This is a genomic window from Limnohabitans sp. (assembly GCF_046052765.1).
GTDB lineage: Bacteria > Pseudomonadota > Gammaproteobacteria > Burkholderiales > Burkholderiaceae_C > Limnohabitans.
In genome coordinates this window covers 23,427-45,585 of the sequence record NZ_JAVLFQ010000067.1, presented here as the reverse complement: position 1 = coordinate 45,585, position 22,159 = coordinate 23,427, and the positions used below count along the sequence as shown (strand labels likewise).

The 22,159-nt window shown below is 53.7% G+C and carries 19 protein-coding genes; 8 read left to right on the top strand and 11 right to left on the bottom strand.

Annotated features, from left to right (window positions below; translation table 11 throughout):
* Positions 1 to 92 precede the first annotated feature (92 nt).
* The 3 genes from groL to AC9UG7_RS10530 all read left to right on the top strand — a co-directional run bounded on the left by groL (position 93) and on the right by AC9UG7_RS10530 (position 3,222).
* Positions 93 to 1,748, top strand: a complete 1,656-nt coding sequence (gene groL, locus AC9UG7_RS10540; RefSeq protein ID WP_509587445.1) for a chaperonin GroEL — start codon at positions 93 to 95, stop codon at positions 1,746 to 1,748.
* Positions 1,749 to 2,000: 252 nt separating this feature from the next.
* Positions 2,001 to 2,900, top strand: a complete 900-nt coding sequence (locus tag AC9UG7_RS10535; RefSeq protein ID WP_509587443.1) for a ChaN family lipoprotein — start codon at positions 2,001 to 2,003, stop codon at positions 2,898 to 2,900.
* A gap of 109 nt (positions 2,901 to 3,009) precedes the next feature.
* Positions 3,010 to 3,222: a hypothetical protein gene (locus tag AC9UG7_RS10530; RefSeq protein ID WP_509587441.1), complete on the top strand. Its 213-nt coding sequence runs from the start codon at positions 3,010 to 3,012 to the stop codon at positions 3,220 to 3,222.
* 7 nt (positions 3,223 to 3,229) lie between these two features.
* Here the strand turns inward: AC9UG7_RS10530 and tal are convergent, their stop codons facing one another.
* Positions 3,230 to 4,174, bottom strand: coding sequence for a transaldolase (tal, locus tag AC9UG7_RS10525; RefSeq protein WP_509587439.1), 945 nt, complete (start codon positions 4,172 to 4,174; stop codon positions 3,230 to 3,232).
* Positions 4,175 to 4,245: 71 nt separating this feature from the next.
* Here tal and AC9UG7_RS10520 point away from each other — a divergent pair, with 71 nt between their 5' ends.
* Together AC9UG7_RS10520 and AC9UG7_RS10515 are read left to right on the top strand one after the other, a co-directional pair.
* Positions 4,246 to 5,142, top strand: coding sequence for a complex I NDUFA9 subunit family protein (locus tag AC9UG7_RS10520; RefSeq protein WP_509587437.1), 897 nt, complete (start codon positions 4,246 to 4,248; stop codon positions 5,140 to 5,142).
* Positions 5,143 to 5,246: 104 nt separating this feature from the next.
* Complete coding sequence (locus AC9UG7_RS10515) at positions 5,247 to 6,482, top strand: multifunctional CCA addition/repair protein (protein ID WP_509587434.1); 1,236 nt, start codon at positions 5,247 to 5,249, stop codon at positions 6,480 to 6,482.
* 33 nt (positions 6,483 to 6,515) lie between these two features.
* Here AC9UG7_RS10515 and AC9UG7_RS10510 read toward each other — a convergent pair whose 3' ends face one another.
* The 6 genes from AC9UG7_RS10510 to AC9UG7_RS10485 are packed head-to-tail and all read right to left on the bottom strand — an operon-like array spanning position 6,516 to position 16,686.
* Positions 6,516 to 7,874 (bottom strand): efflux transporter outer membrane subunit, encoded by a 1,359-nt coding sequence (locus AC9UG7_RS10510; RefSeq protein ID WP_509587431.1) that lies wholly within the window; start codon positions 7,872 to 7,874, stop codon positions 6,516 to 6,518.
* A complete protein-coding gene (locus AC9UG7_RS10505; protein ID WP_509587472.1) occupies positions 7,871 to 10,963 on the bottom strand; it encodes an efflux RND transporter permease subunit in 3,093 nt (1,030 codons plus the stop codon). The genes AC9UG7_RS10510 and AC9UG7_RS10505 overlap by 4 nt, the downstream gene beginning before the upstream one ends.
* Complete coding sequence (locus AC9UG7_RS10500) at positions 10,960 to 14,061, bottom strand: multidrug efflux RND transporter permease subunit (protein ID WP_509587429.1); 3,102 nt, start codon at positions 14,059 to 14,061, stop codon at positions 10,960 to 10,962. Before AC9UG7_RS10500 ends, AC9UG7_RS10505 begins: the two co-directional genes overlap by 4 nt.
* On the bottom strand, positions 14,058 to 15,329 hold the full coding sequence (locus AC9UG7_RS10495) for an efflux RND transporter periplasmic adaptor subunit (RefSeq protein ID WP_509587426.1): 1,272 nt from the start codon (positions 15,327 to 15,329) through the stop codon (positions 14,058 to 14,060). The genes AC9UG7_RS10500 and AC9UG7_RS10495 overlap by 4 nt, the downstream gene beginning before the upstream one ends.
* A gap of 45 nt (positions 15,330 to 15,374) precedes the next feature.
* On the bottom strand, positions 15,375 to 15,569 hold the full coding sequence (locus AC9UG7_RS10490) for a DUF2905 domain-containing protein (RefSeq protein ID WP_509587424.1): 195 nt from the start codon (positions 15,567 to 15,569) through the stop codon (positions 15,375 to 15,377).
* A 7-nt stretch (positions 15,570 to 15,576) separates the two neighbouring features.
* A complete protein-coding gene (locus tag AC9UG7_RS10485) occupies positions 15,577 to 16,686 on the bottom strand; it encodes a class I SAM-dependent methyltransferase (RefSeq protein ID WP_509587422.1) in 1,110 nt (369 codons plus the stop codon).
* 8 nt (positions 16,687 to 16,694) lie between these two features.
* On the opposite strand from AC9UG7_RS10485, the gene AC9UG7_RS10480 reads away from it, so the two are divergent.
* From AC9UG7_RS10480 to ttcA, 3 genes are read left to right on the top strand one after another with little or no spacing between them, the layout of a single operon-like run.
* On the top strand, positions 16,695 to 17,471 hold the full coding sequence (locus tag AC9UG7_RS10480; protein ID WP_509587420.1) for an SDR family oxidoreductase: 777 nt from the start codon (positions 16,695 to 16,697) through the stop codon (positions 17,469 to 17,471).
* A gap of 1 nt (position 17,472) precedes the next feature.
* Positions 17,473 to 17,847, top strand: coding sequence for a dihydroneopterin aldolase (locus tag AC9UG7_RS10475; RefSeq protein ID WP_509587418.1), 375 nt, complete (start codon positions 17,473 to 17,475; stop codon positions 17,845 to 17,847).
* Positions 17,841 to 18,719: a tRNA 2-thiocytidine(32) synthetase TtcA gene (gene ttcA, locus AC9UG7_RS10470; protein ID WP_509587416.1), complete on the top strand. Its 879-nt coding sequence runs from the start codon at positions 17,841 to 17,843 to the stop codon at positions 18,717 to 18,719. The genes AC9UG7_RS10475 and ttcA overlap by 7 nt, the downstream gene beginning before the upstream one ends.
* A gap of 56 nt (positions 18,720 to 18,775) precedes the next feature.
* Here the strand turns inward: ttcA and AC9UG7_RS10465 are convergent, their stop codons facing one another.
* The 4 genes from AC9UG7_RS10465 to argB all read right to left on the bottom strand — a co-directional run bounded on the left by AC9UG7_RS10465 (position 18,776) and on the right by argB (position 22,043).
* Positions 18,776 to 19,642, bottom strand: a complete 867-nt coding sequence (locus AC9UG7_RS10465; RefSeq protein WP_509587413.1) for a fumarylacetoacetate hydrolase family protein — start codon at positions 19,640 to 19,642, stop codon at positions 18,776 to 18,778.
* A gap of 18 nt (positions 19,643 to 19,660) precedes the next feature.
* The gene (locus AC9UG7_RS10460; RefSeq protein WP_509587411.1) at positions 19,661 to 20,419 is read right to left on the bottom strand and encodes an SDR family NAD(P)-dependent oxidoreductase; all 759 of its coding nucleotides are present in this window, start codon (positions 20,417 to 20,419) and stop codon (positions 19,661 to 19,663) included.
* A gap of 89 nt (positions 20,420 to 20,508) precedes the next feature.
* Positions 20,509 to 21,126: a nucleoid occlusion factor SlmA gene (gene slmA / locus AC9UG7_RS10455; RefSeq protein ID WP_509587409.1), complete on the bottom strand. Its 618-nt coding sequence runs from the start codon at positions 21,124 to 21,126 to the stop codon at positions 20,509 to 20,511.
* A gap of 20 nt (positions 21,127 to 21,146) precedes the next feature.
* Positions 21,147 to 22,043, bottom strand: a complete 897-nt coding sequence (gene argB / locus AC9UG7_RS10450) for an acetylglutamate kinase (protein WP_509587407.1) — start codon at positions 22,041 to 22,043, stop codon at positions 21,147 to 21,149.
* Positions 22,044 to 22,159: the final 116 nt, after the last annotated feature.

The window sequence follows — 22,159 nt, the reverse complement described above, 5'->3', positions numbered from 1 at the left end:
GCGGTGCGCCTGGCCTGACGTCCGCACGTCACACAATTATTTTCCCGACCAAAGTGTCCGTAACCCTCATTTGATATTTCTGGAGTCCTAACATGGCAGCAAAAGACGTAATTTTCGGCGGCGAAGCCCGCGCACGCATGGTCGAGGGTGTCAACATCCTGGCCAATGCAGTCAAAGTAACCCTGGGCCCTAAAGGCCGTAACGTGGTGCTCGAGCGCTCTTTCGGCGCCCCCACGGTGACCAAGGACGGTGTGTCCGTGGCCAAAGAAATCGAGCTCAAAGACAAATTGCAAAACATGGGCGCTCAAATGGTCAAGGAAGTGGCTTCCAAGACATCTGACAATGCAGGTGACGGCACCACCACTGCCACCGTTCTGGCTCAGGCTATTGTGCGTGAAGGCATGAAATATGTAGCAGCAGGCATGAACCCCATGGACTTGAAGCGCGGCATTGACAAAGCCGTAACTGCCCTGATCGAACAGCTGCACAAAGCTTCCAAAGCCACCACCACCAGCAAAGAAATTGCGCAGGTCGGCTCCATTTCTGCTAACAGCGACCACAGCATCGGTGAAATCATCGCCAAAGCCATGGACAAAGTCGGCAAAGAAGGCGTTATCACCGTGGAAGACGGCAAGTCATTGGAAAACGAACTCGACATCGTCGAAGGCATGCAGTTTGACCGTGGCTATTTGTCGCCTTATTTCATCAACAACCACGACAAACAAGTCGCGCTGTTGGACAACCCGTTTGTGCTGCTGTTCGACAAAAAGATCAGCAACATCCGCGAACTGCTCCCCACTTTGGAAGCCGTGGCCAAAGCCGGTCGTCCTTTGCTGATCATTGCCGAAGAAGTGGACGGCGAAGCGCTGGCGACTTTGGTGGTCAACACCATCCGCGGTATTTTGAAAGTGGTTGCTGTCAAGGCACCAGGTTTCGGCGATCGCCGCAAAGCCATGTTGGAAGACATCGCTATTCTGACTGGCGGCAAGGTGATTGCTGAAGAAGTCGGTTTGACCTTGGAAAAAGTCACGTTGGCCGATCTGGGTTCTGCCAAGCGTATCGAAGTCGGCAAAGAAAACACCACCATCATCGACGGTGCTGGTGCTGCTGCTGACATCGAAGCACGCGTCAAACAAATCCGCATTCAAATCGAAGAAGCGACCAGCGACTACGACCGCGAAAAACTGCAAGAACGCGTGGCCAAGTTGGCCGGTGGCGTGGCAGTGATCAAGGTTGGCGCTGCCACCGAAGTCGAAATGAAAGAGAAAAAAGCACGTGTGGAAGATGCATTGCACGCAACCCGCGCCGCGGTGGAAGAAGGCATCGTGGCTGGCGGCGGCGTGGCATTGCTGCGTGCCCGTCAAGCTGCAGGCAACATCAAAGGTGACAACGCTGACCAAGACGCCGGTATCAAACTGGTGTTGAAAGCGGTTGAGTCTCCTTTGCGCGAAATTGTCTACAACGCCGGTGGCGAGCCTTCTGTGGTGGTCAACGCAGTGTTGGCCGGCAAAGGTAACTACGGCTTTAACGCCGCCAACGACACCTATGGCGACATGATCGAAATGGGTATTTTGGACCCCACCAAAGTGACACGCACTGCGCTGCAAAACGCAGCGTCAGTGTCTTCACTGATGTTGACCACTGAAGCCATGGTGGCTGATGCGCCTAAGGACGAGTCAGGCGCTGGCGGCGGTATGCCTGGCGGCGACATGGGTGGCATGGGCGGTATGGGCGGCATGGGCATGTAATTGCTGCTTGCGAGGGAATACGGGGCAAAGTTGTATCAATTCATCGTGGTCTAACCACTTTCAATTCAATCACTCTTTGCTCTGTTTTCTTTGACATCCTCAAAGCTTTAAGGCTTTTAAAAACCCAAAGCCCTGCAAGGTTCACGCCTTGCAGGGCTTTGGCTTTAGATAGTTCATATCCCAGTTAAGCTCTCTCATCTCAATCGCCCCATATTTTGGGTCAGCATGGTTTTTCCATTTTTTGATTTCGACATGAAAGTTTTCAAGTTTCGATACCGTGTTCTGACCGCTTTGTATTTTTTGTTGATGTGGAGTCAGCAAGTTCATTCCAATGAACCAAACGTATCCGGCGAATCCTTGCTTGAAGTTACCAGCGGTCAACCGTTCTCATCGGTTGAATTTTTAAAGTCGGTGCAACAAGCAGATATTCTTGTACTCGGCGAAATCCACGACAACCCACGTCACCATGTGTTACGCGCTACGCTGCTGAGTGACCCATCCATGGCTGGCCGCCAGGTGGTGGCTGAACCATTGAGCGCCGGACTGCAAGTAGACAACAGCCAAGCCTTGCTTGCGGGTTTGGAGCGTGCAGGTTTTGATGCTGCAGCCTGGGGCTGGCCACTGCATGAACCTGTTTTTTCAGCAGCCCGCAGTAACGGACTGCCTATCCACGGCGGCAATATCACGCCGTCACAAACACGCGATATTTTCAAAAGCAAGGGTCACAGTCTGCCCAATGAGATTCAAGCTTTGCTCGAGCGGGCCAGCTTGAATGGTGATGAACTGAAACAACTGCGACAAGAAATTGATGAAGGCCATTGCGGCGCCTTGCCCGCCACCATGTTTGATGCCATGGTCGCTGTGCAACGGGCCCGTGATGCAACCATGTCTGAACAAATACTGCAGCATTTACCTGCTGTGCTGATCGCAGGCAACGGACACGCATGGAAACACCTGGGCGTGCCACAAATCATTCGCCACAACCGCCCTGAGTTGCGCCTTGTCAGTGTGCTTTTCCTCGAACACGCCCCGTTTGCAACTACAAGCGAACAATCTGCTTGGGCGCAAGGTTTCCAAGGCATTGCAGACTTCGTATGGGTAACACCTGCGCAACCACGCACCGATCCCTGCCTGAGCTTGGTGAAAAAATGAATACTTTTGTGGTTTTAATACAAAAATAAGTGTTTTATTTAGTTTATATGTACTAAAAATAACTTTGTTTTGTTACTATTTAGGTAATTCAACGTACTAAATAGTCTAAATGAAGCCTATCGCACTACATGAATCGCGTGATTTCAAACACGCGATTTCTGCAGCCCCTACAGATGAAGTGTTTGTCACTGCTTGCGTCTTACCGCAAACGGCGCGGCACTGGCTGTTGCCCAAGCCCCGACCCGTTAATCTGCGGGTGGTGCGGGTCCATCATCCGGCACTTGCCTTTAACAAAGGCATGCAAGTTGATCTGACTGTTTAAGCCTTTTTTATTTCAAAAGCAAGGTATCCAGCTTTTCGGTATCCGAACAAAAGGCACGAATGCCTTCGGCTAATTTAGTGTGGGCCATGTCTTCATCATTCATGGCAAAACGAAATGAGGACTCATGCAAATGCACTTCTGGTAAAGCCATATGGGCGGCTTTGTCACGGCTCAAAGCGGGCTGCACCTCAAGCTCTGTGCTTTGCAATTGAGCCAATAACTCAGGACTGATGGTCAGCAAATCGCAACCGGCCAGCGCAATGATTTGACCGGTATTTCGAAAACTCGCCCCCATGACCTCGGTCTTGATGCCGTGTTTTTTGTAATAGTTGTAGATACGAGCGACGCTTTGTACGCCTGGGTCACGGGCGCCAGCATTCGCCGCCTCATCCCATTGCGAACCAGCAGATTTTTTATACCAGTCATAGATGCGGCCGACAAATGGGGAAATCAATTTGACGCCAGCATCAGCGCACGCCACCGCCTGGGTGAATGAAAACAACAAGGTCAAATTGGTGTGAATACCCTCGCGTTCAAGCCGGGCAGCCGCTTGTATACCTTCCCAAGTAGCTGCAATTTTTATCAATACGCGTGACTTATGAATACCTTGGGATTGGTAAAAATCCATGATGCGTTGAGCACGTGCCACGGTAGCCTCGGTATCAAAACTTTGTCTGGCATCCACCTCGGTCGATACCCTGCCGGGGATCAACGCCAAAATGCTGCATCCGAACTTAACCAGTAAATGGTCCATCACCACATCGAGTGGCGCGCCTGTATGCTGTGCCCGCGTGTCTTGCAAGAGTTGCTGGTATGCCGGCATTTGTACTGCTTTGAGTATCAAAGACGGGTTGGTGGTGGCATCTTGCGGTTGGAATCGAGCAATTTGCTGAAAATCACCGGTGTCTGCCACCACCGTGGAATAAAGCTTTAATGCATCAAGTTGGTTCATTCCCAGATTATCACTCCGCTTATCACACAAGCTAAGTTACTCGGCCCAAGGAACAGGCTACATTCCTACTTATGAAAAATGTTCTTGTTTTAGGTGGCAGCGGTTTTGTCGGCCGCCATGTGTGCGAAGCGCTCAACCGTGCGGGTGTGAACGTGACTGTTGTGACCAGGCGATTACCTGCACGCTCAGTGCAAATGCTGCCGTTGATCACAGTCGTAGAGGCAGATGTTCACGACTTGAATGTATGGAGCAGATTGATGCCAAGGCATGATGCTGTGATCAATCTGGTGGCGATCCTGCACGGTGACAGGAGTGCTTTTGACAAAGTGCATGTGCAACTGCCGCGCCAGATTGCGCATGCCTGTGTGCAAACCGGTGTCAAGCGCATGTTGCATGTCAGCGCCTTGGGTGCGGACCAACACGGCCCGTCTATGTACCAACGCAGCAAGGCGCAAGGTGAAGCTGCGTTGCAGTCTGAAGTGGTGCATGGTTTGCAATTGACTGTGCTGCGACCGAGTGTTATTTTTGGTGAAGATGATGCATTCATACAGCTGTTTGCGCGTTTACAGTCGATCGCACCCTTTGTTCCATTGGCGGGCGCTGGCACCCGGTTTCAGCCGGTATGGGTGCAAGATGTGGCCAAAGCCATGGTGTATGCACTGTTACACCGCGAAACCATTGGACTCGTATACGAATTAGCCGGGCCGCATACCTTCACTTTGAAGCAACTGGTGCAACACGCTGGTGCGTGGGCCGGTCATCCGCGAACTGTGTGGGGCTTACCAAAGGCCCTGGGGTATGTACAAGCGTTGATGATGGAACTGTTGCCAGGGCCGCCGTTGATGAGTCGAGACAACCTGGCCTCCATGCAGGTCGACAACATCAGCCACGGGCAATGGCCCGGGCTGGCGCAACTCGGTGTTGCCACCCCTTCTAGCCTGCAAAGCGTGTTTCCTTTGAAGTCATAAAACACACAGCCTGCGCCAACTGGCTGACTAACTCACAGGCCGAGGTGTAGGACTATTCATGCGCTAAAGTGCCGCATGCATTCTTTTTCTTTTGGACTTTCCCGTTGAAAACTTTTCTCGTTGGCGGCGCAGTGCGCGATAGATTGCTGGGCATCAGCGGTGCTGACCGTGACTGGGTGGTGGTGGGCAGCACGCCCGAAGCCATGGCCGCGCAGGGATTTACGCCTGTAGGAAAAGACTTTCCAGTTTTTTTACATCCGCTCACCCACGAGGAATACGCACTGGCGCGCACAGAACGAAAGACCGCGCCTGGTTATAAAGGTTTTGTGGTGCATGCTTCGCCTGAAGTGACGCTGGAAGAAGATTTGGCACGACGCGACCTGAGCATCAACGCCATAGCACAAGCCGAAGACGGCTCGCTGATTGATCCCTATGGCGGACAACAAGACATACAACAGCAAGTGTTGCGCCATGTGACCGATGCGTTTCGCGAAGACCCGGTACGCATACTGCGGGTGGCGCGTTTTGCTGCGCGTTTCCCGAATTTTTCAGTTGCGCCCTCGACACTTGAATTGATGCGCAACATGGTGAAGGCTGGCGAGGTCGATGCTTTGGTCAGCGAGCGGGTCTGGCAAGAATTGTCCAAGGGTTTGATGTCTGCCATGCCTTCGCGCATGTTGCAAGTGCTCAGAGAGTGCGGCGCTTTGCATATTTTGCTGCCCGAGGTTGACCGTTTGTACGGTGTACCGCAACCGCCAGCGCACCATCCTGAAATAGATACCGGCATGCACGTGGAAATGGTATTGGATGAAACCGCCAAGGTGAATGCGCCGCTTGAAGTACGTTTTGCAGCGCTGTGTCACGACCTTGGCAAAGGAACAACCGCCACTGACCAACTGCCAAGACACATTGGGCATGAGGAACGCAGTGTCAAATTGTTGCGCGGCCTGTGTGAGCGCTGGCGTGTGCCTGTGCATTGCCGCGAACTTGCCGATGTGGTGGCGCGAGAACATGGCCATGTCCACGGCAGCTTGGCCTTAGGCGCCGAGGCAGTGCTGCGATTGTTGGTGCGCTGCGATGCGCTGCGTCGTCCCGAGCGTTTTGCCTTGTTGCTGCAAGCCTGCGAATGCGATGCGCGCGGTCGCTTAGGGTTACAAGCACGTGACTACCCGCAGTCGGCGCGGTTGCAAGCTTTATTGAACGAAGCACTCCATGTAGATACAGCTTTGATTGCCGAGCAAGCCATGCGGCAAGGTTTAAACGGTTTGGATGTGGGCAAGCGCATCGAGCATGCGCGTGTCAAAGCGATTTCTCAGCACCCTGTATTGCGTGCGGATTAAACAGCTTGATTCACTGTGCCATCAAAAACGCATTCACTCCACCCGCCCGGCCAAGTTTTTCATCAACTGCGTGACTGCCAACACGCGGCGGCTTTGTATGTCTATCAAACTGCGTTCGGCCGCAAGCGCAGCGGTTTGCGCGGTCACTACATTCAAGTAACTGACGGTTCCCGCTGCATATTGCGCTTCAGCGATGTTCACATTGCGTTTGGCAGCATCTACCGCTGACGCTTGCGCCTGAATCTGCAATTGCAATTGATAAGCAGCCACCAGGTTGTCTTGCACTTCTTGCAAACCCTGTAACACTGTTTGTTTGTAGGCAATACCTGCGGCATCCAACGCAGCGAGTGTCTCCGCCTGCACCGACTTGCGTTTGCCTCCATCCAACACAGTCAATGCCATGCTTGGGCCCATTGACCACAACAAATTGGAAGCAGTGAACAAGTTACTCAAACCGTTGTTGCTGTAACCGGCGTTGGCTGTAAAAATCACACTGGGAAAAAACGCTGCCTGTGCCGCACCAGCATTGGCCTGCGCCGACAAAACGCGCTGCTGTGCAGCCCTCACATCGGGTCGGCGTTGCATCAAATCCGCAGACACCACCTCGGGCAATGCAGGTACAACAGGCAACGCAGCGTTGGCAGCCAAATCAAGCTCACCCGGTGCTTGTCCCAACAACACTGCCAAGGCATGCAGCAATTGCATGCGACTGCTATTGACATCAATCAACTGCGCTTGTGTCGTGCTGAGTTGCAACTGCGCTTGCGCCACATCGGCTGCAGACACTACCCCAGCGTCGTAGCGGTAGCTGGTCAATTGCAAGGCACGCTGATATGCAGAAAGCGCCTGATGCAATACCAGCGCTTGCTGCTCCGCATTTCGAATAGAGACATAGGTTTGTACCAGACTCGCTTGTGCAGACAAGCGAGCCAGCGCCAAGTCTTCGCGGCTGGCCTGCAACCCTGTCTTGGCCGCCGTGGTCAACGCGTCCAAGCGACCCCAGACATCCCACTCCCAACTGACAGGTGTGGTCACACTCAGCGTATTGGCCGCTGTCCCACCTGCAGTTTGTGATCGACTGGCGCCCGCACTGACTGATACCGTGGGCGATAAATTGGCTTGTGCGCCAAGCAGTGTGGCTTGTGCTTGCCTGACCTTGGCAGATAACAACTGCACATTCAAATTGCCTTGCCCCATTTGCATTTGCAGCCGATTGAGTTCAGCGTCGTTAAACAAAGTCCACCAATCTGGATCAATTTCTACACCGCCTGTGTTTTGCATGTCAGGCATGACAGGGGCAACCGGTAAACGGGCGGGCTTGAACCAACTGCTGCAAGCAACCAATACTGTGCAAGCCACAAGCGCAGTCAACTGACCAAGTCGGTAACTCATGCCATCTGTCCATTCATAGAAGTTGGATTGTGCCTGTGCGCGTCTGATGACCTGCGACCCAGCAACATTGCACGCAATCGCTCCAATCCGACAAACACGATCGGCGTGGTGTACAGGGTCAACAACTGACTCAATACCAATCCACCCAGGACCGATAAACCCAATGGTTGTCGCATCTCAGCACCGACGCCATGGGCCAACGCCAACGGTATCGCGCCCAACATGGCCGCGGTGGTGGTCATCAAAATCGGGCGCAACCGAGTTTGCGCCGACAGATAAATCGACTGGGCTGGGCTGCGACCTTCACGTTGGTTTTGTAAAGCCACATCAATCATCAAAATAGCATTTTTCTTGACAATACCGATCAGCAAAATCACGCCTATCATGGCGATCACACTGAACTCTGTGTCAAACAACATCAGTGTGAGCAATGCGCCCACACCGGCTGACGGCAAGCTAGACAAAATCGTCAGTGGATGCAACAGGCTTTCATACAAAACGCCCAGCACCAAATACAAAGTAACCAAAGCAGCAAGCAACAACAGAGGCTGAGTTTTCAAAGATTTTTCAAACGCATTGGCCGTTCCTGCAAATCCGCCGCGCACCGACACCGGTAAATGCAGTTGCGCCACCGTGTCATTGATGGCCTCTGTGGCTTGCGACAAACTCACGCCAGACGCCAGACTGAAGCTGAAAGTATCGGACGGCACGCCCGCGTCGTGCGACACCGACAGTGAGGTTGCGGTCATCATCACTTGGGCAAACGCACGCAGCGGCACCGCTTGGCCCTTGTCGTTGATGAACTGCAAGCTGTCAAGCGTTGACGGGTTTTGCAAATGATCGGCGGCGAGTTCAAGCACCACGCGGTACTGATTCAGCGGGTTGTAAATCGTGCTGACCTGGCGTTGCGAATAGGCATTGGCCAAAGTGTTGTCTATGCTGCGCATAGACAAGCCCAATCGAGCCGCGGCATCCCTGTCAATCACCAGCGAGGTTTGCAGACCCCTGTCCTCGTAGTCGTTATTGATGTCTTCGAGTTCTTTGAGTTTGGCCATGGCACGCCTGAGTTTGGGTTCCCACTGTCGCAACTCGGACAACTCGTCGGCCTTGATGCTGTACTCGAACTGCGAGTCGCTGCTGCGTGCGCCTATTCGTAAATCTTGCACCGGCGTCATGAATAAACGTGCGCCGGGTTCTTTGGATAACTTGGCACGCAAACGCTTGACCACCTCATCTGCGCTGACATCGCGTTCATGGCGTGGCTTTAAGGTCATGAACATTTGCGCCGCATTGCGCTGGCTGTTGCCGGTAAAGCCCGTGACATTCAACACCGCCGGGTCGGCTTGCACAATCGCCAGCATGCTGTGCAACCGTTGTTGCATGGCTAAAAACGAAGAGCTTTGGTCGGCGCGAATATAGCCGTTGATACGACCAGTGTCTTGCTGCGGGAAAAAACCTTTAGGGATGCTCCGGTACAAGCTGACATTCAACACGATGGTGGCGATCAACACCAGCCACATCACCCATTGATGCCGCAAGGTCCAGGCCAGACTGCGGCGGTACCCGTTTGCCATGCGCGACGAAGCACGGTTTTTTTCCAAAGGTTTGCTTTGTGCTGGTAGCAACACCGCGCACATCATCGGCGTGGTGGTCAGTGATACCAGCAGCGATATCAGAATGGCAGAGGTCATCACCACCGCGAATTCATGGAACAACCGTCCCAGCACACCGCCCATGAAAAGAATGGGGATGAACACCGCCACCAAGGACACGCTGATAGCCACCACCGTAAAACCGATGTCCCGCGTGCCTTGCAATACAGCCTGACGCAATGGCATGCCACGTTCGCGCAAGCGGGTGATGTGCTCAAGCACCACAATGGCATCGTCGACCACAAAACCCGTGGCTATCGTCAAGGCCATCAGGCTGAGGTTATTCAAACTGAACTTCATCAGGTACATGACCGCACACGTACCCGCCAGCGACAAAGGCACGGCCACGGCCGGTATCAAAGCTGTACGCCAGCGTTTCAAAAACAATGCCACCACCAGTATCACCAAGCCCATGGACAAGGCCAAAGATTTTTGAATTTCCACAAGGGATGCGCGAATCGTAGGCGTGCGGTCTGACACCACTTCCATGCCCATACCGTCAGGCACATCTTTTTGCAGCGAAGGCAGCAAGCGGCGGACTGCATTCACCGTCTCTATCACATTGGCGCCGGGTTGCTGGTAGAGCACCATCAGCACCGCTGGCTTGCCTTGCGAGATGCCGTCTGTGCGCACATCCTGCATGGCCTCGCTCACCTTGGCAACATCTTGTATACGTACTGCGCGGTTATTTTGGTAGCGGATAACCATGCCTGCGTATTGCTCAGGTGTGCGGGCCTGGTCGTTGGCCTCGATTTGCCATGACTGGTTCGCGTCTTCCACCATGCCTTTGGGGCGGTGTGCATTGGCAGCCACCAATGTTTGGCGCACATCTTCCAAAGCAATGCCATAAGCCGACATGCGTTCTGGTTGTACCGCCACGCGAACTGCAGGTAATGCACCACCGCCAATAGTGACCTGTCCCACACCATCGACCTGCGACAAGCGTTGCACCAGCACAGTCGACGCCAGATCGACCATGGAAGCGCGAGAAAAACTTTGCGAAGTCAACGCAATGATGAGCATCGGACTTTCAGCCGGATTGACTTTGCGGTAAGTGGGTCGCCCGGGCATGCCGGTGGGCAACAAGGTTTGCACCAGATTGATGGCGGCTTGCACATCGCGCGCCGCACCGTTGATGTCTCGCTCCAAATCAAATTGCAGACTGATGCGCGTGCTGCCTTGCGAAGAAGTGGAGGTCATCTCGTTGACGCCGGCAATGCTGCCCAAAGCACGCTCCAACGGCGTGGCAACAGTGGCTGCCATGGTCTCTGGACTGGCGCCGGGCAGACTGGCCTGCACCGAAATCGCTGGGTAATCCACTTGCGGCAAAGGAGCAACTGGCAGCATGCGGTAAGACAACGCACCAGCCAGTGCCACGCCCAAACTCATTAACGTGGTGGCAACCGGACGGGCTATAAATACAGATGACAGGTTCATGCTGTGTCTACGCTTGAACCTGTCTTCGTCCAACGCGCCAGCAATAAATAAATCACTGGTGTGGTGAACAAGGTCAACCATTGACTGACGATCAAGCCGCCGACCAAGGTCACGCCCAACGGGTGACGCAATTCACTGCCCACGCCAGTGCCCAGCATCAATGGCAAAGCGCCCAGCAAGGCGCATAACGTCGTCATCAATATCGGTCTGAAACGCAACAAACAAGCCTGCTCTATGGCCTGCCGCGGCAACAGGCCTTGGTGTCGTTCGGCATCCAGCGCAAAGTCGATCATCATGATGGCGTTTTTCTTGACTATGCCGATCAACAAAATAATGCCAATGACGGCGATCAAACTGATGTCCATACGCGCCAGCCACAGCGCCAACAACGCACCCAAAGCAGCCGACGGAAGGGTAGACAAAATCGTCACTGGATGTATATAACTTTCATACAACACACCGAGAACGATGTACATGGTGACCACCGCAGCCAGCACCAGCCACAGGCTGTGAACAAGCGACGCTTGAAACGCCAATGCAGCACCCTCAAAGCGCGACTCAATGCTATCGGGCACCTTGTCCTGCGTGCGCATATGTTGCCAAGTTTGCTCAATCGCCGCCACCGCTTCACCTAAGGAAGCGCCTTCAGCGGGCTGAAACGACAAGGTAACCGCCGGAAATTGGTTGACATGCACTTGGCTGAGTAATGCAGGCCGTTCTTCAATCACAGCAACGCTGCTGAGCGGTACTTGCGCCCCGCTGGTCGATGGCACACTCAACCGCGCCAGTGCCTGTGGCCCCATGCGGTCTTTCGCAGATACTTCCAGCACCACACGGTATTGGTTGCTTTGCGTGAAAATGGTCGACACCAGCCGTTGCCCAAATGCGTTGTACAGCGCGTTGTCTATCGCCATCACGCTCACCCCCAATCGACTCGCCGCATCGCGATCAATGCGCACATAAGCCTGCAAGCCTTGGTCCTGCCAGTCACTGGCGACCTCCGCGAGTTGACTGTGCTGTCGCAACTGCCACAGCAAACGCTGCGACCACACACCTAGCGCTTCGTTGTCAGGGCCACTCAACAAAAAACGGTATTGGGTACGCGCCACCCGATCTTCAAGTGTCAGGTCTTGCAAAGCTTGCAAGTAGATGTGCATGCCGCTGATGCGGTTGGCCGATTGAGACAGGCGTTGCAATATGTCGGCCAAAGGTGCATCACGTTGCGATTTGGGTAGCAGATTCAAAGTCATGCGCCCCGTATTCAAAGTAGAGTTCGGTCCATCGACACCTATGAACGAACTCAGGCTTTGCACCGCCGGGTCTTTCAACAACACCGCCGCCAAGGCCTGTTGCCGCTCAGACATGGCCGCGAACGAGGTCGACTGCGTGGCCTCGGTGATCACCTGTACCGCGCCCGTGTCTTGTAACGGAAAAAAACCTTTAGGCATCCACACATACAAACCAACGGTCATCAACACTGTGATTCCAAACACAGCCAAGGTTTGCAATGGCCGGTTCAACACCGCTTGCAATCCAGAGGCGTAACGATCGATGGTCCATTGCAACCAAACCGGTGTATGCAAGCCATTGCCCGACTTGGCTTGCTTGGAAACCGGCTGCAATACATAGGCGCACATCATCGGCGTGAGGGTCAGTGACACCACCGCTGAAATAAGAATAGCCACCGCCAGCGTGATGGCGAATTCATGGAACAAGCGTCCCACCACATCGCCCATGAACAACAGTGGTATCAACACCGCCACCAGCGAAAACGTCAGCGAGATGATGGTGAAACCGATTTGTCTCGCGCCTTCCAATGCCGCTTGCAAAGGCCGCATGGGTTTGTTCGGATCTTGCAAATAGCGTGCAATGTTTTCGATCATGACAATGGCGTCATCCACCACAAAACCCGTGGCGACTGTCAACGCCATGAGGGTGAGGTTATTGATGGAAAACCCAGCCAGGTACATGACGCCAAATGTGCCGACCAACGACAATGGCACCACCACCGCCGGAATCAAGGTGGCTGCTGCGCTGCGCAAAAATAAAAATATCACCATCACCACCAACGCGATAGACAGCAATAACTCGAACTGCACATCCCGCACTGAAGCGCGTATGGTCACCGTGCGGTCGGTCAGCACCTGCACTTTCACACCCGGCGGCATGGCTTCGCGCAACACAGGCAGTTGTTGCTGAATACGCTCGACGGTTTCAATCACATTGGCGCCGGGCTGTCGCTGTATGTTCACGATGATCGCGGGTTTATCGTTTGCCCAAGCGGCCAAGCGGTTGTTCTCTGGCGCTTGCACGATATCGGCCACATCGCCTAAGCGCAATGGATTGCCTCTGACATAGGCCAGCACCATGTGTTCGTAGTCTTTGACCGATCGCAACTGATCGTTTGCATCCAAACTGGAAGCGCGCGCCGCGCCATCCAAATTACCCTTGGCCATGTTCACGTTGGACAAGTTGATGGCGCTACGCACATCTTCCAGTGACAAACCTGCGGCCGCCAAGGCTTGCGGATTCACCTGCACGCGCACGGCTGGACGTTGCCCGCCGGCGATACTGACCAGTCCCACACCACTGACCTGTGACAAACGCATGGCCAGTCGGTTTTCCACCAAATCGTGAATAAACGTCATCGGCATGTCGTCGGCACTCACCGCCAGCGTCATGATGGGCGCGTCCGCCGGATTGACCTTGCTGTAACCCGGGGGCATGGGCAAATCAGTCGGCAGAAAATTTGCACTCGCGTTGATAGCGGCTTGCACCTGCTGCTCGGCCACGTCCAGCGGCAACTTCAAAGAAAAACGCAGTGTGATGACGGATGCGCCACCGGAGCTGACCGAGGTCATCAGCGCCAGCCCCGGCATTTGGCCAAACTGACGCTCTAGCGGCGCGGTGACCGATGCCGTCATCACATCCGGACTGGCGCCAGGGTAAATCGCAGTGACTTGTAGGGTGGGGTAATCCACTTGCGGCAGCGATGCCACAGGCAACCAGCGGTAAGCCAATGCACCAGACAGCAACAAGGCCAGCATCAACAATGATGTGGCAACCGGACGCAGTATGAACAACCGCGACAGGTTCATGGCTTGGCGGCTTTCACCACCTCGACCTTGCTGCCTGAGCGTAATCGGTCTGCGCCGTCGGTGACCACGCTGTCGCCTTCTTTCAATTCATCGGACTGAATCGCTTGCCTGTCGTCTTGCACGGCAGACAATTTCACCGCCACCGATTTGACCGTCCCGTCACTTTGCACCACCAGCACGAAGTTGCCTTGCGCACCGCGTTGCACCGATGCAGTCGGCACGGCCAAGGTATTTTTCAAGGTATCGAGTTGCAATTCGATTTGAGCAAACTGGTTAGGAAACAACTGGCCGTCACGGTTGTCCAATGCTGCTTTGAGCTTCAAGGTGCCGGTAGCGATATCTATCGCATTGTCAGTGGTGCTGACACGCCCGCTGGCGAGTTTTTGTTTGCGTTCGCGGTCCCAAGCCTGTACGGTCAAGGCTTGGCCAGATTTGAGTTTGCGCATGATCAGCGGTACGTGCATTTCAGGTACAGCAAACACCACCGCCATCGGTTGCGTTTGGGTGATGCTGACCAAGCCATTGGGGTCGCCGGCGCGCACCAGACTGCCCAACTCAGCCTGCTTCAATCCCAATCTGCCACTGATAGGCGCGGTCACGCGCGTGTAAGACAATTGCAATTTGGCGGTGTCTACCTGGGCTTGATCGGCTTGTACGGTTCCTTGCAACTGCGATACCAATGCCGCTTGTGTGTCGACTTGCTGGCGCGCGATCGCGTCCTTTTTCAACAAGTCCTGGTAACGCTGTAAATCCAATTGCGCGTTCAATAATTGGGCGTTGTCGCGTGCCAGTTGACCCAGCGCTTGGTTGAGTTGCGCCTCAAACGCCCGCGCATCAATTTCCGCCAACACCTGGCCTGCTTGCACCTGTTGGCCTTCGGTAAATCGCAATGATTTGAGAACACCATCGACTTGTGAACGCACCACCGCCGTGTTCATCGCGGTCATGGTGCCCAAGGCTTGCACCGTCAACACCATATCCATGCGTTTGACCTGATCGGTGCTCACCGGTGTGGGCTTACCACCACCCTCGCCCATGTCTTTGTTGCCGGGTCTGCCGCCACTGTATTTGGATTTATCACCTGATTTATCACCTGATTTATCACCGGTTTTAACAGCGGCTTTGTCAGTGGCAGTATTGCTGCCTGAGGCATAACGCTGCCACATGGCTGTCAGATCGGTGAATCGCCAAGCACCCCAGGCGAGCAACAGCACCAGCACAGACAAAGCGGCGATATGTTTAAAACGTAAGCCTTGGATCAAAGACATAAAACAGTGGAACCAACAGATAAGACATTCAACATGTTAACCATGTCATAAGACGCGGGCAATCAATGCACACACCATACTCAAAATAAGCGTGGTGGTGATGGGAATAAAGAACTCACGGCCGAAAATTTTGAAACGCAAATCACCTGGCAAACGGCCAAAACCCAACTTGGCCAACCAAGGCGTGACGCTTTGAATCAACAGCAACACGACAAAAACTACCAGTACCCAACGAATCATGTTCAGCCTATAAGCGGTTTGACCTGTCGCCTTGCACAAAACCCATTGGCTCCCAAGCTTCCCCGGGGCCGATGGCCAGCACTTTGAAGAGTTCGCCCATCTCATGGTCTTGGATCAATAGTTGCACTTGCTGTCGCTCGGGCACAGAGACATTCTCGAGCAAGGCAAGCAAACCACTGTTGATCAAGAAATGTCCCTGACTGGTATAGCCCAGACAGTGCAGGCCCGCGTCCTGTGCGCTCAATGCCATGGCGGTGAAATTCACATGCGCGGTGATATCTTTGCGACCGATGTCACTCAACGGGTCCGCGTCGCTGCGATGTGCATGGTGACACATCAAGGTGCCCATGTGTCTTTGTACATGGTAATACTCATGCTCAGGAAACCCGTAGTCAATGAAAAACGCCGCACCGCTTTTCAAGCGTTCGCACAAACTGTGCATAAAGGCTTCGGCCTGCGGATGGATTTCACACAGGTAATCATGCGAGCCTTCAATCTCACAAGGTGGCCTCAGGTCCGTGGGTCTGTCCAGCCAGTTGTACTTCGCGGTCACTGGGTCCCAAACGACGCCACGCTCATGCCAAACCGTGTCTAGTCGATGCAGCAATTTCACCGGCATAGCGTCCAGCACCTCGTTGCCGATCACCACAGCGTTGATCTGCTCAGGCAAAGTGTCCAGCCATTGCACTTTGTGCAACAAGAGATTCAATGTTTTTTTCTGCTGCTCGCGCAAATGGGCCGACACTTCGACAATCGCATAACTTTGGACACTGTCTCCCAGACTGTCTAGCAACTGCAAGGCCAAACTGCCGTCACCGGCACCAAACTCCATCACTTCGCTGGTGCCCGTGTGCTGCAGTGCTTGGTGTACGCTAGTGGCCAAGGTTTGTCCAAAGTAAGCAGACAAAACCGGTGCGGTGACGAAATCGCTGCCCCCCGAAGGCATGCGGCCGATAGGCCGCTGGCGTGCACTGTAATAACCGGCACCCGGTGCATACAAGGCCAATGCCATGAAACGGTCAAAGGGCAACCAACCCGATTCAGCCTTTAAACGTGCTTGTAAAAGTCGATGCAGGTCAGTCGCTAAACTCGGTGGCTGTTCATTCATGCTTTGCATTGTCCACCATGACCTCTGTTGAAACTGCACGCACTGTCCCTACCGTGCTCGTCACTGGCGCAGGCAAGCGCTTGGGCCGCGCCATGGCCTTGGGCTTGGCTGCCGCAGGCTGGCGGGTAGCCGTGCATTACCGGGATTCAGCTACCCAAGCGCAAGACACCGTCAAGGCATGCGCAGAGCTGTGCGCCGGCGCCCAATGCTTCACTGCTGATTTATCGGATGAAGCGCAAACCAGAGCTTTATTGCCTCACGTGGTTCAAGCCATGGGGCATGTCGACGCAGTGATCAACAGCGCAGCCCTGTTTGAAAACGACAGTGCCCACAACTTCAGTTACGCTTGCTTGCAAACACATATGCTGACCAACACCGCTGCTGCCATCGTATTGGCACAGCAACTCCATGCACATGTGTCGGCGCGTCAAACCAACGGCGTGGTAGTCAATCTTTTGGACCAGAAACTGTGGAATCTGAACCCCGATTTTTTCAGCTACACGCTCAGCAAAGCCGCGCTCGAAACCGCCAACACTTTGCTGGCCAAAGCATTGGCGCCGGTTTTGCGCGTGGTAGGCGTGGCGCCCGGTCTGACCTTGACCAGCCATATGCTGGACGAGCAAACATTTGAGGCATTACATAAACTCTCGCCACTGGGTCGTTCTTCAAGCGTTGACGATGTGGTGGCAACCGTGTTGTTTGCGCTGCGTAACTCTTCGATCACCGGCACGACACTGCTGGTCGATGGCGGCCAACACCTGATGCCTTTCGAGCGCGATTTTTCGCTGATGTGACATGAATACACCGCAACACGGCCACCGCACACTGTCTCTCTCAGGTTTGCGCTTCAAAGCCAACCTAGGGATATTGCCGCACGAGATCAACGCCCCGCAACCGATACAAGTGGACGCCGAACTCAACCTCGGTCCGCAAGACCTGCTGCCCAGCGATGACGACATCAGCCATGTGCTGGACTACCGCAAGTTCAGGCAAATCATCATCAATGAGTGCACGGCCGAGCACATCAATTTACTCGAGACTTTGATTGGCAAGCTGTCGCACCGTTTGATGCAATTACCCGGCGTGATCGGCGTACGGGTGAAAATCGCTAAGTTAGAAATTTTTGATGATTGTGAAGTGGCAATCCGCATGGAGGCAGGCCAATGGTAACGACAACTATAGAGCGCGAAACCCAGAAACTGGAAAAACGGCTGTGCCGTCAGGTGGGTGAAGCGATTGTGCAGTTCAACATGATCGAAGAAGGCGACAAGGTCATGGTGTGTGTGTCTGGCGGCAAGGACAGCTACAGCATGCTCGACATTCTGCTGAAGATGCAAATGCGCGCGCCGATTGATTTTGAAATCATCGCGGTCAACCTTGATCAGAAGCAACCCGGTTTTCCAGCGCATGTGCTGCCCGAGTACCTGACGAAAATTGGCGTGCCGTTTCGCATTGAAAACCAAGACACCTACTCTATCGTCAAGGACAAAATCGCGCCGGGCAAAACCATGTGCAGCCTGTGCAGCCGTTTGCGCAGAGGCATTTTGTACCGTGTAGCCGATGAAATTGGCGCGACCAAAATTGCTTTAGGTCATCACCGCGACGATATTTTGCAAACGCTGTTTTTGAACATGTTTTTCGGTGGACGACTCAAAAGCATGCCGCCCAAATTGATGAGCGACACAGGCCGTCACATCGTCATCCGCCCGTTGGCATTTGTCGCCGAGCGCGATTTGGTGCGCTGGGCAGCGCACCGCGAATTCCCCATCATTCCGTGCACACTGTGCGGCAGCCAAGACGGCTTGCAGCGCCAGCAGGTCGGCGACATGCTGCGTGAATGGGAAAAGAAGTACCCGGGACGTTTAGACAATATGTTCAATGCCTTGCAACACACTGTGCCATCGCATTTGCTCGACGCCCAATTGTTTGACTTCAAAGGCATGAAAGCCACTGGCTTGCCACAAGAGGATGGCGACATGGCGTTCGATCCAGAAACATTCAGTATGTCCACACTGCCCGGTATTCAGACCATCACAGTTTGAAAAACACAGGCTGAAAAAAAGCGGCCCGCAGGCCGCTTTTTTTTCGTGCAGTGATGTCAATGCTTTTTGTATGCCACCACGTGCTGGTGCTGTTCGCCCAAACCTTCGATACCCAGTGACATGGTGTCACCGGCTTTCAAAAACACGGGTGCTGGCTTGCCGTTTTTCTTCATGCCCATGCCGACACCGGGAGGTGTGCCAGTGGTGATCACGTCACCAGGCATCAGTGTCATGAATTCGCTGACATAGCTGACCAACTTGGCGACATTGAACACCATGGTCTTGGTGTTGCCCGTTTGCATGCGCACGCCGTTGACGTCCAACCACATACTCAAACGCTGTGGTTTCGGCACTTCGTCACGAGTGACCAGCCATGGACCGATAGGGCCAAAGGTGTCACAGCCCTTGCCCTTGTCCCAGGTCATGCCGCGCTCGAGTTGGTATTCGCGTTCGGACACATCGTTGATGGTGCAATAGCCAGCCACATAGTCCAATGCACGCGCTTGCGACACATAACTGGCACGTGTGCCAATGACCACGCCGAGTTCAACTTCCCAGTCTGATTTGACCGAGCCTTTGGGCAGCATGACGTCATCGTTGGGTCCTTGGATACAGCTGTTGGCCTTCATGAACACCACGGGTTCCTTGGGCACAGGCAAATTAGATTCAGCGGCATGGTCAGCGTAATTCAGACCGATGGCAATGAATTTACCAACGTGACTGATGGGACAACCCATGCGTGGCTTGCCGCGCACCAATGGCAAATTGGCCGTTTTGAGTCGAGCGATTTTGGACAACTCTTTGTCGCTCAAATGCTCTGGGGTGATGTCTTTGATGACACCAGACAAATCGCGCAATTTACCGTCGGCGTCAATCAGACCGGGTTTCTCGCGGCCAACTGCGCCGTAACGTACAAGTTTCATGTGTGCTCCTGAAAAAAATCAATAAGTGGATCGGCCGCCGGACAAATCGAAAGTCGCGCCAGTGGAAAAAGAACAATCATCGGTGCACAACCAAGCCACCATGGCGGCGATTTCATCGGGTGTACCAAAACGTCCCATGGGGATTTTGCTCAGCATGAACTGTATATGCTCGGGCGTGAGTTGATCAAAGATTGGTGTTTTGACTGCCGCCGGTGTGACACAGTTGACGCAAATCGCTGTGTCAGCCAATTCTTTGCCTATGGATTTCGTCAATGCAATCACAGCGGCTTTGCTGGCGCTGTAGGCGCTGGCGTTAGGGTTGCCGTCCTTGCCCGCCACCGATGCAATATTGACGATACGGCCTTTGTTACGCGCTTTCATGTGTGGCACCAGTTCGCGACAGCAGTAGTACAAGCCGTTGACGTTGATGTCAAACACCTTGTGCCAATCGTCCAGCGGGTAGTCCCAACTCTTTAAGTTAGGGCCGCTGATACCTGCGCTGTTGACCAGTGCATCCACATCGGCCAGCGCCAGTGTTTTTTTGACTGCGTCCACCACTTGTGCATGTTGGGTCAGATTGACTTGCACCGATTCAATCGACGAAGACGGCCACTGTTGACGCAAATCGGCCACGGCTTTATCCATGCCTTTTTGGTCATAGTCCCAAACAGTCACGCGCGCGCCAGAGTGCAACAAGCGTTGCACGATGGCCAAGCCCAGTCCACTGGCCCCGCCGGTAACCACCGCGTGGCGGCCTTGCATGTCTAATTGGTTCATGAAATCGTGTCCTTGAAATTCAACGCTGAAAACAGGTGATTATCAACTTGCTTGAACACCATTCACCATAGATGAGCAAGATTTTTTGATCACAGCATCGCATTCAAGCTGGCATCCAGATGCTCTGTGGGGGAGCGTTTATAGCCTGAGCGTGCAAACCGGTGTAATCGTCCGATCACAAAAGACACCGCCACAGATGCTTGTACTTGGGCATCAACCGTCGGTGTCGCAGAAGTGGCTGCGCTTTCTCGCAACACCTGTCGCAAGCTGACTTCGATCTTGTCAAAAAACAAATTCATGCGCTGATGCAATCTGTCGTTTTCAAATACCAACGCATCTCCGACCATGACGCGCGCCATACCGGGATTGCGATCGGCAAATTGCAATAACACCGTCAACATACGACGCACCTTGTCACGCGCTTCATGCGGGCCATCGGCAATTTGATTAAGCAAGCTGAACACGCTGGTTTCTATGAATTCAATCAAGCCTTCAAACATTTGCGCTTTGCTGGCGAAATGGCGGTAAAGCGCGGCTTCACTCACCCCAAGGGTGGCCGCCAACGCTGCCGTGGTAACGCGCTCGGCGCCGGGTTTTTCCAGCATGGCCGCCAGCGCTTGCAAAATTTGAATGCGTCGCTCTCCCGGCTTGGGTCGCTTGCGTACCTCTTGATTGGCAGTGCTAGCTGGGTTTTGCTCATCAGCCATAGGACAGTCTCCTCTGGAAATCAGTGCGAACGAATCATGGTGCCAAAAGCCTGGTCAGTCAAAATTTCCAACAACAGTACGTGCGATATACGCCCGTCAATGATGTGCACGGCGTTGACGCCGCTTTTGGCCGCGTCGAGTGCGCCACTGATCTTAGGCAGCATACCGCCACTGATAGTGCCATCTGCAAATAAGCCATCGATCTGTCGCGCACTCAGGTTGGTCAACAGCTGACCCGCTTTGTCCAGCACCCCGGCCGTGTTGGTCAACAACACCAGTTTTTCCGCCTTGAGCACGGTGGCCAATTTAGAGGCCACCACATCGGCATTGATGTTGTAACTTTCATTGTGTGCGCCAAAACCAATCGGACTGATGACGGGAATAAAGGCGTCTTCCTGCAATGCCTTGACAACAGATGGGTCTATAAAGGTGATGTCGCCCACCTGTCCGACATCATGCTCAATATGAGGATCTTGGTTATCCACCATTTTTAATTTTTGCGCCCGTATCATGCCGCCGTCGCGGCCAGTGAGTCCAACAGCCTTACCGCCCGCTTGGTTGATCAAGCCCACAATGTCTTGCTGAACTTCCCCGGCCAACACCCATTCGACCACCTCCATGGTTTCGGCATCAGTCACGCGCATGCCTTGAATGAATTCACCTTTTTTGCCTAAACGGTGCAATGCATTTTCAATTTGCGGTCCGCCGCCGTGCACCACCACCGGATTCATGCCCACGAGTTTGAGCAGCACCACATCGGCGGCGAAATCCGCTTGCAATGCAGGATCAGTCATGGCGTTACCGCCATATTTAATGACTATGGTTTTGCCATGAAACTGGCGTATATAAGGCAGTGCCTTGGCCAGAATTTGTGCCTGTTCACCAAAGGCCTGTTGATCAGAGTCAGAGTGGTTCATGCGTTGAATTCGACAAATGTTGCCATTGTGCACCAAGCCTTACAGGGTGTTGGCGTCTTTATCTGCTGATTGAAAAAAGCAAATAATATTTGCTGATTTATTTTTTTGACAATATA

Excerpts from the sequence above, each read along its gene's own strand:
- tal (WP_509587439.1), bottom strand. The coding sequence starts at position 4,174 with ATGAACCAACTTGATGCATTAAAGCTTTATTCCACGGTGGTGGCAGAC.
- slmA (WP_509587409.1), bottom strand. The coding sequence starts at position 21,126 with ATGGCTGATGAGCAAAACCCAGCTAGCACTGCCAATCAAGAGGTACGC.
- argB (WP_509587407.1), bottom strand. The coding sequence starts at position 22,043 with ATGAACCACTCTGACTCTGATCAACAGGCCTTTGGTGAACAGGCACAA.
- AC9UG7_RS10500 (WP_509587429.1), bottom strand. The coding sequence starts at position 14,061 with ATGAACCTGTCGCGGTTGTTCATACTGCGTCCGGTTGCCACATCATTG.
- AC9UG7_RS10465 (WP_509587413.1), bottom strand. The coding sequence starts at position 19,642 with ATGAAACTTGTACGTTACGGCGCAGTTGGCCGCGAGAAACCCGGTCTG.
- AC9UG7_RS10485 (WP_509587422.1), bottom strand. The coding sequence starts at position 16,686 with ATGCAAAGCATGAATGAACAGCCACCGAGTTTAGCGACTGACCTGCAT.
- AC9UG7_RS10480 (WP_509587420.1), top strand. The coding sequence starts at position 16,695 with ATGACCTCTGTTGAAACTGCACGCACTGTCCCTACCGTGCTCGTCACT.
- AC9UG7_RS10495 (WP_509587426.1), bottom strand. The coding sequence starts at position 15,329 with ATGTCTTTGATCCAAGGCTTACGTTTTAAACATATCGCCGCTTTGTCT.
- AC9UG7_RS10490 (WP_509587424.1), bottom strand. The coding sequence starts at position 15,569 with ATGATTCGTTGGGTACTGGTAGTTTTTGTCGTGTTGCTGTTGATTCAA.
- ttcA (WP_509587416.1), top strand. The coding sequence starts at position 17,841 with ATGGTAACGACAACTATAGAGCGCGAAACCCAGAAACTGGAAAAACGG.
- groL (WP_509587445.1), top strand. The coding sequence starts at position 93 with ATGGCAGCAAAAGACGTAATTTTCGGCGGCGAAGCCCGCGCACGCATG.
- AC9UG7_RS10530 (WP_509587441.1), top strand. The coding sequence starts at position 3,010 with ATGAAGCCTATCGCACTACATGAATCGCGTGATTTCAAACACGCGATT.
- AC9UG7_RS10535 (WP_509587443.1), top strand. The coding sequence starts at position 2,001 with ATGAAAGTTTTCAAGTTTCGATACCGTGTTCTGACCGCTTTGTATTTT.
- AC9UG7_RS10510 (WP_509587431.1), bottom strand. The coding sequence starts at position 7,874 with ATGAGTTACCGACTTGGTCAGTTGACTGCGCTTGTGGCTTGCACAGTA.
- AC9UG7_RS10475 (WP_509587418.1), top strand. The coding sequence starts at position 17,473 with ATGAATACACCGCAACACGGCCACCGCACACTGTCTCTCTCAGGTTTG.
- AC9UG7_RS10520 (WP_509587437.1), top strand. The coding sequence starts at position 4,246 with ATGAAAAATGTTCTTGTTTTAGGTGGCAGCGGTTTTGTCGGCCGCCAT.
- AC9UG7_RS10460 (WP_509587411.1), bottom strand. The coding sequence starts at position 20,419 with ATGAACCAATTAGACATGCAAGGCCGCCACGCGGTGGTTACCGGCGGG.
- AC9UG7_RS10505 (WP_509587472.1), bottom strand. The coding sequence starts at position 10,963 with ATGAACCTGTCATCTGTATTTATAGCCCGTCCGGTTGCCACCACGTTA.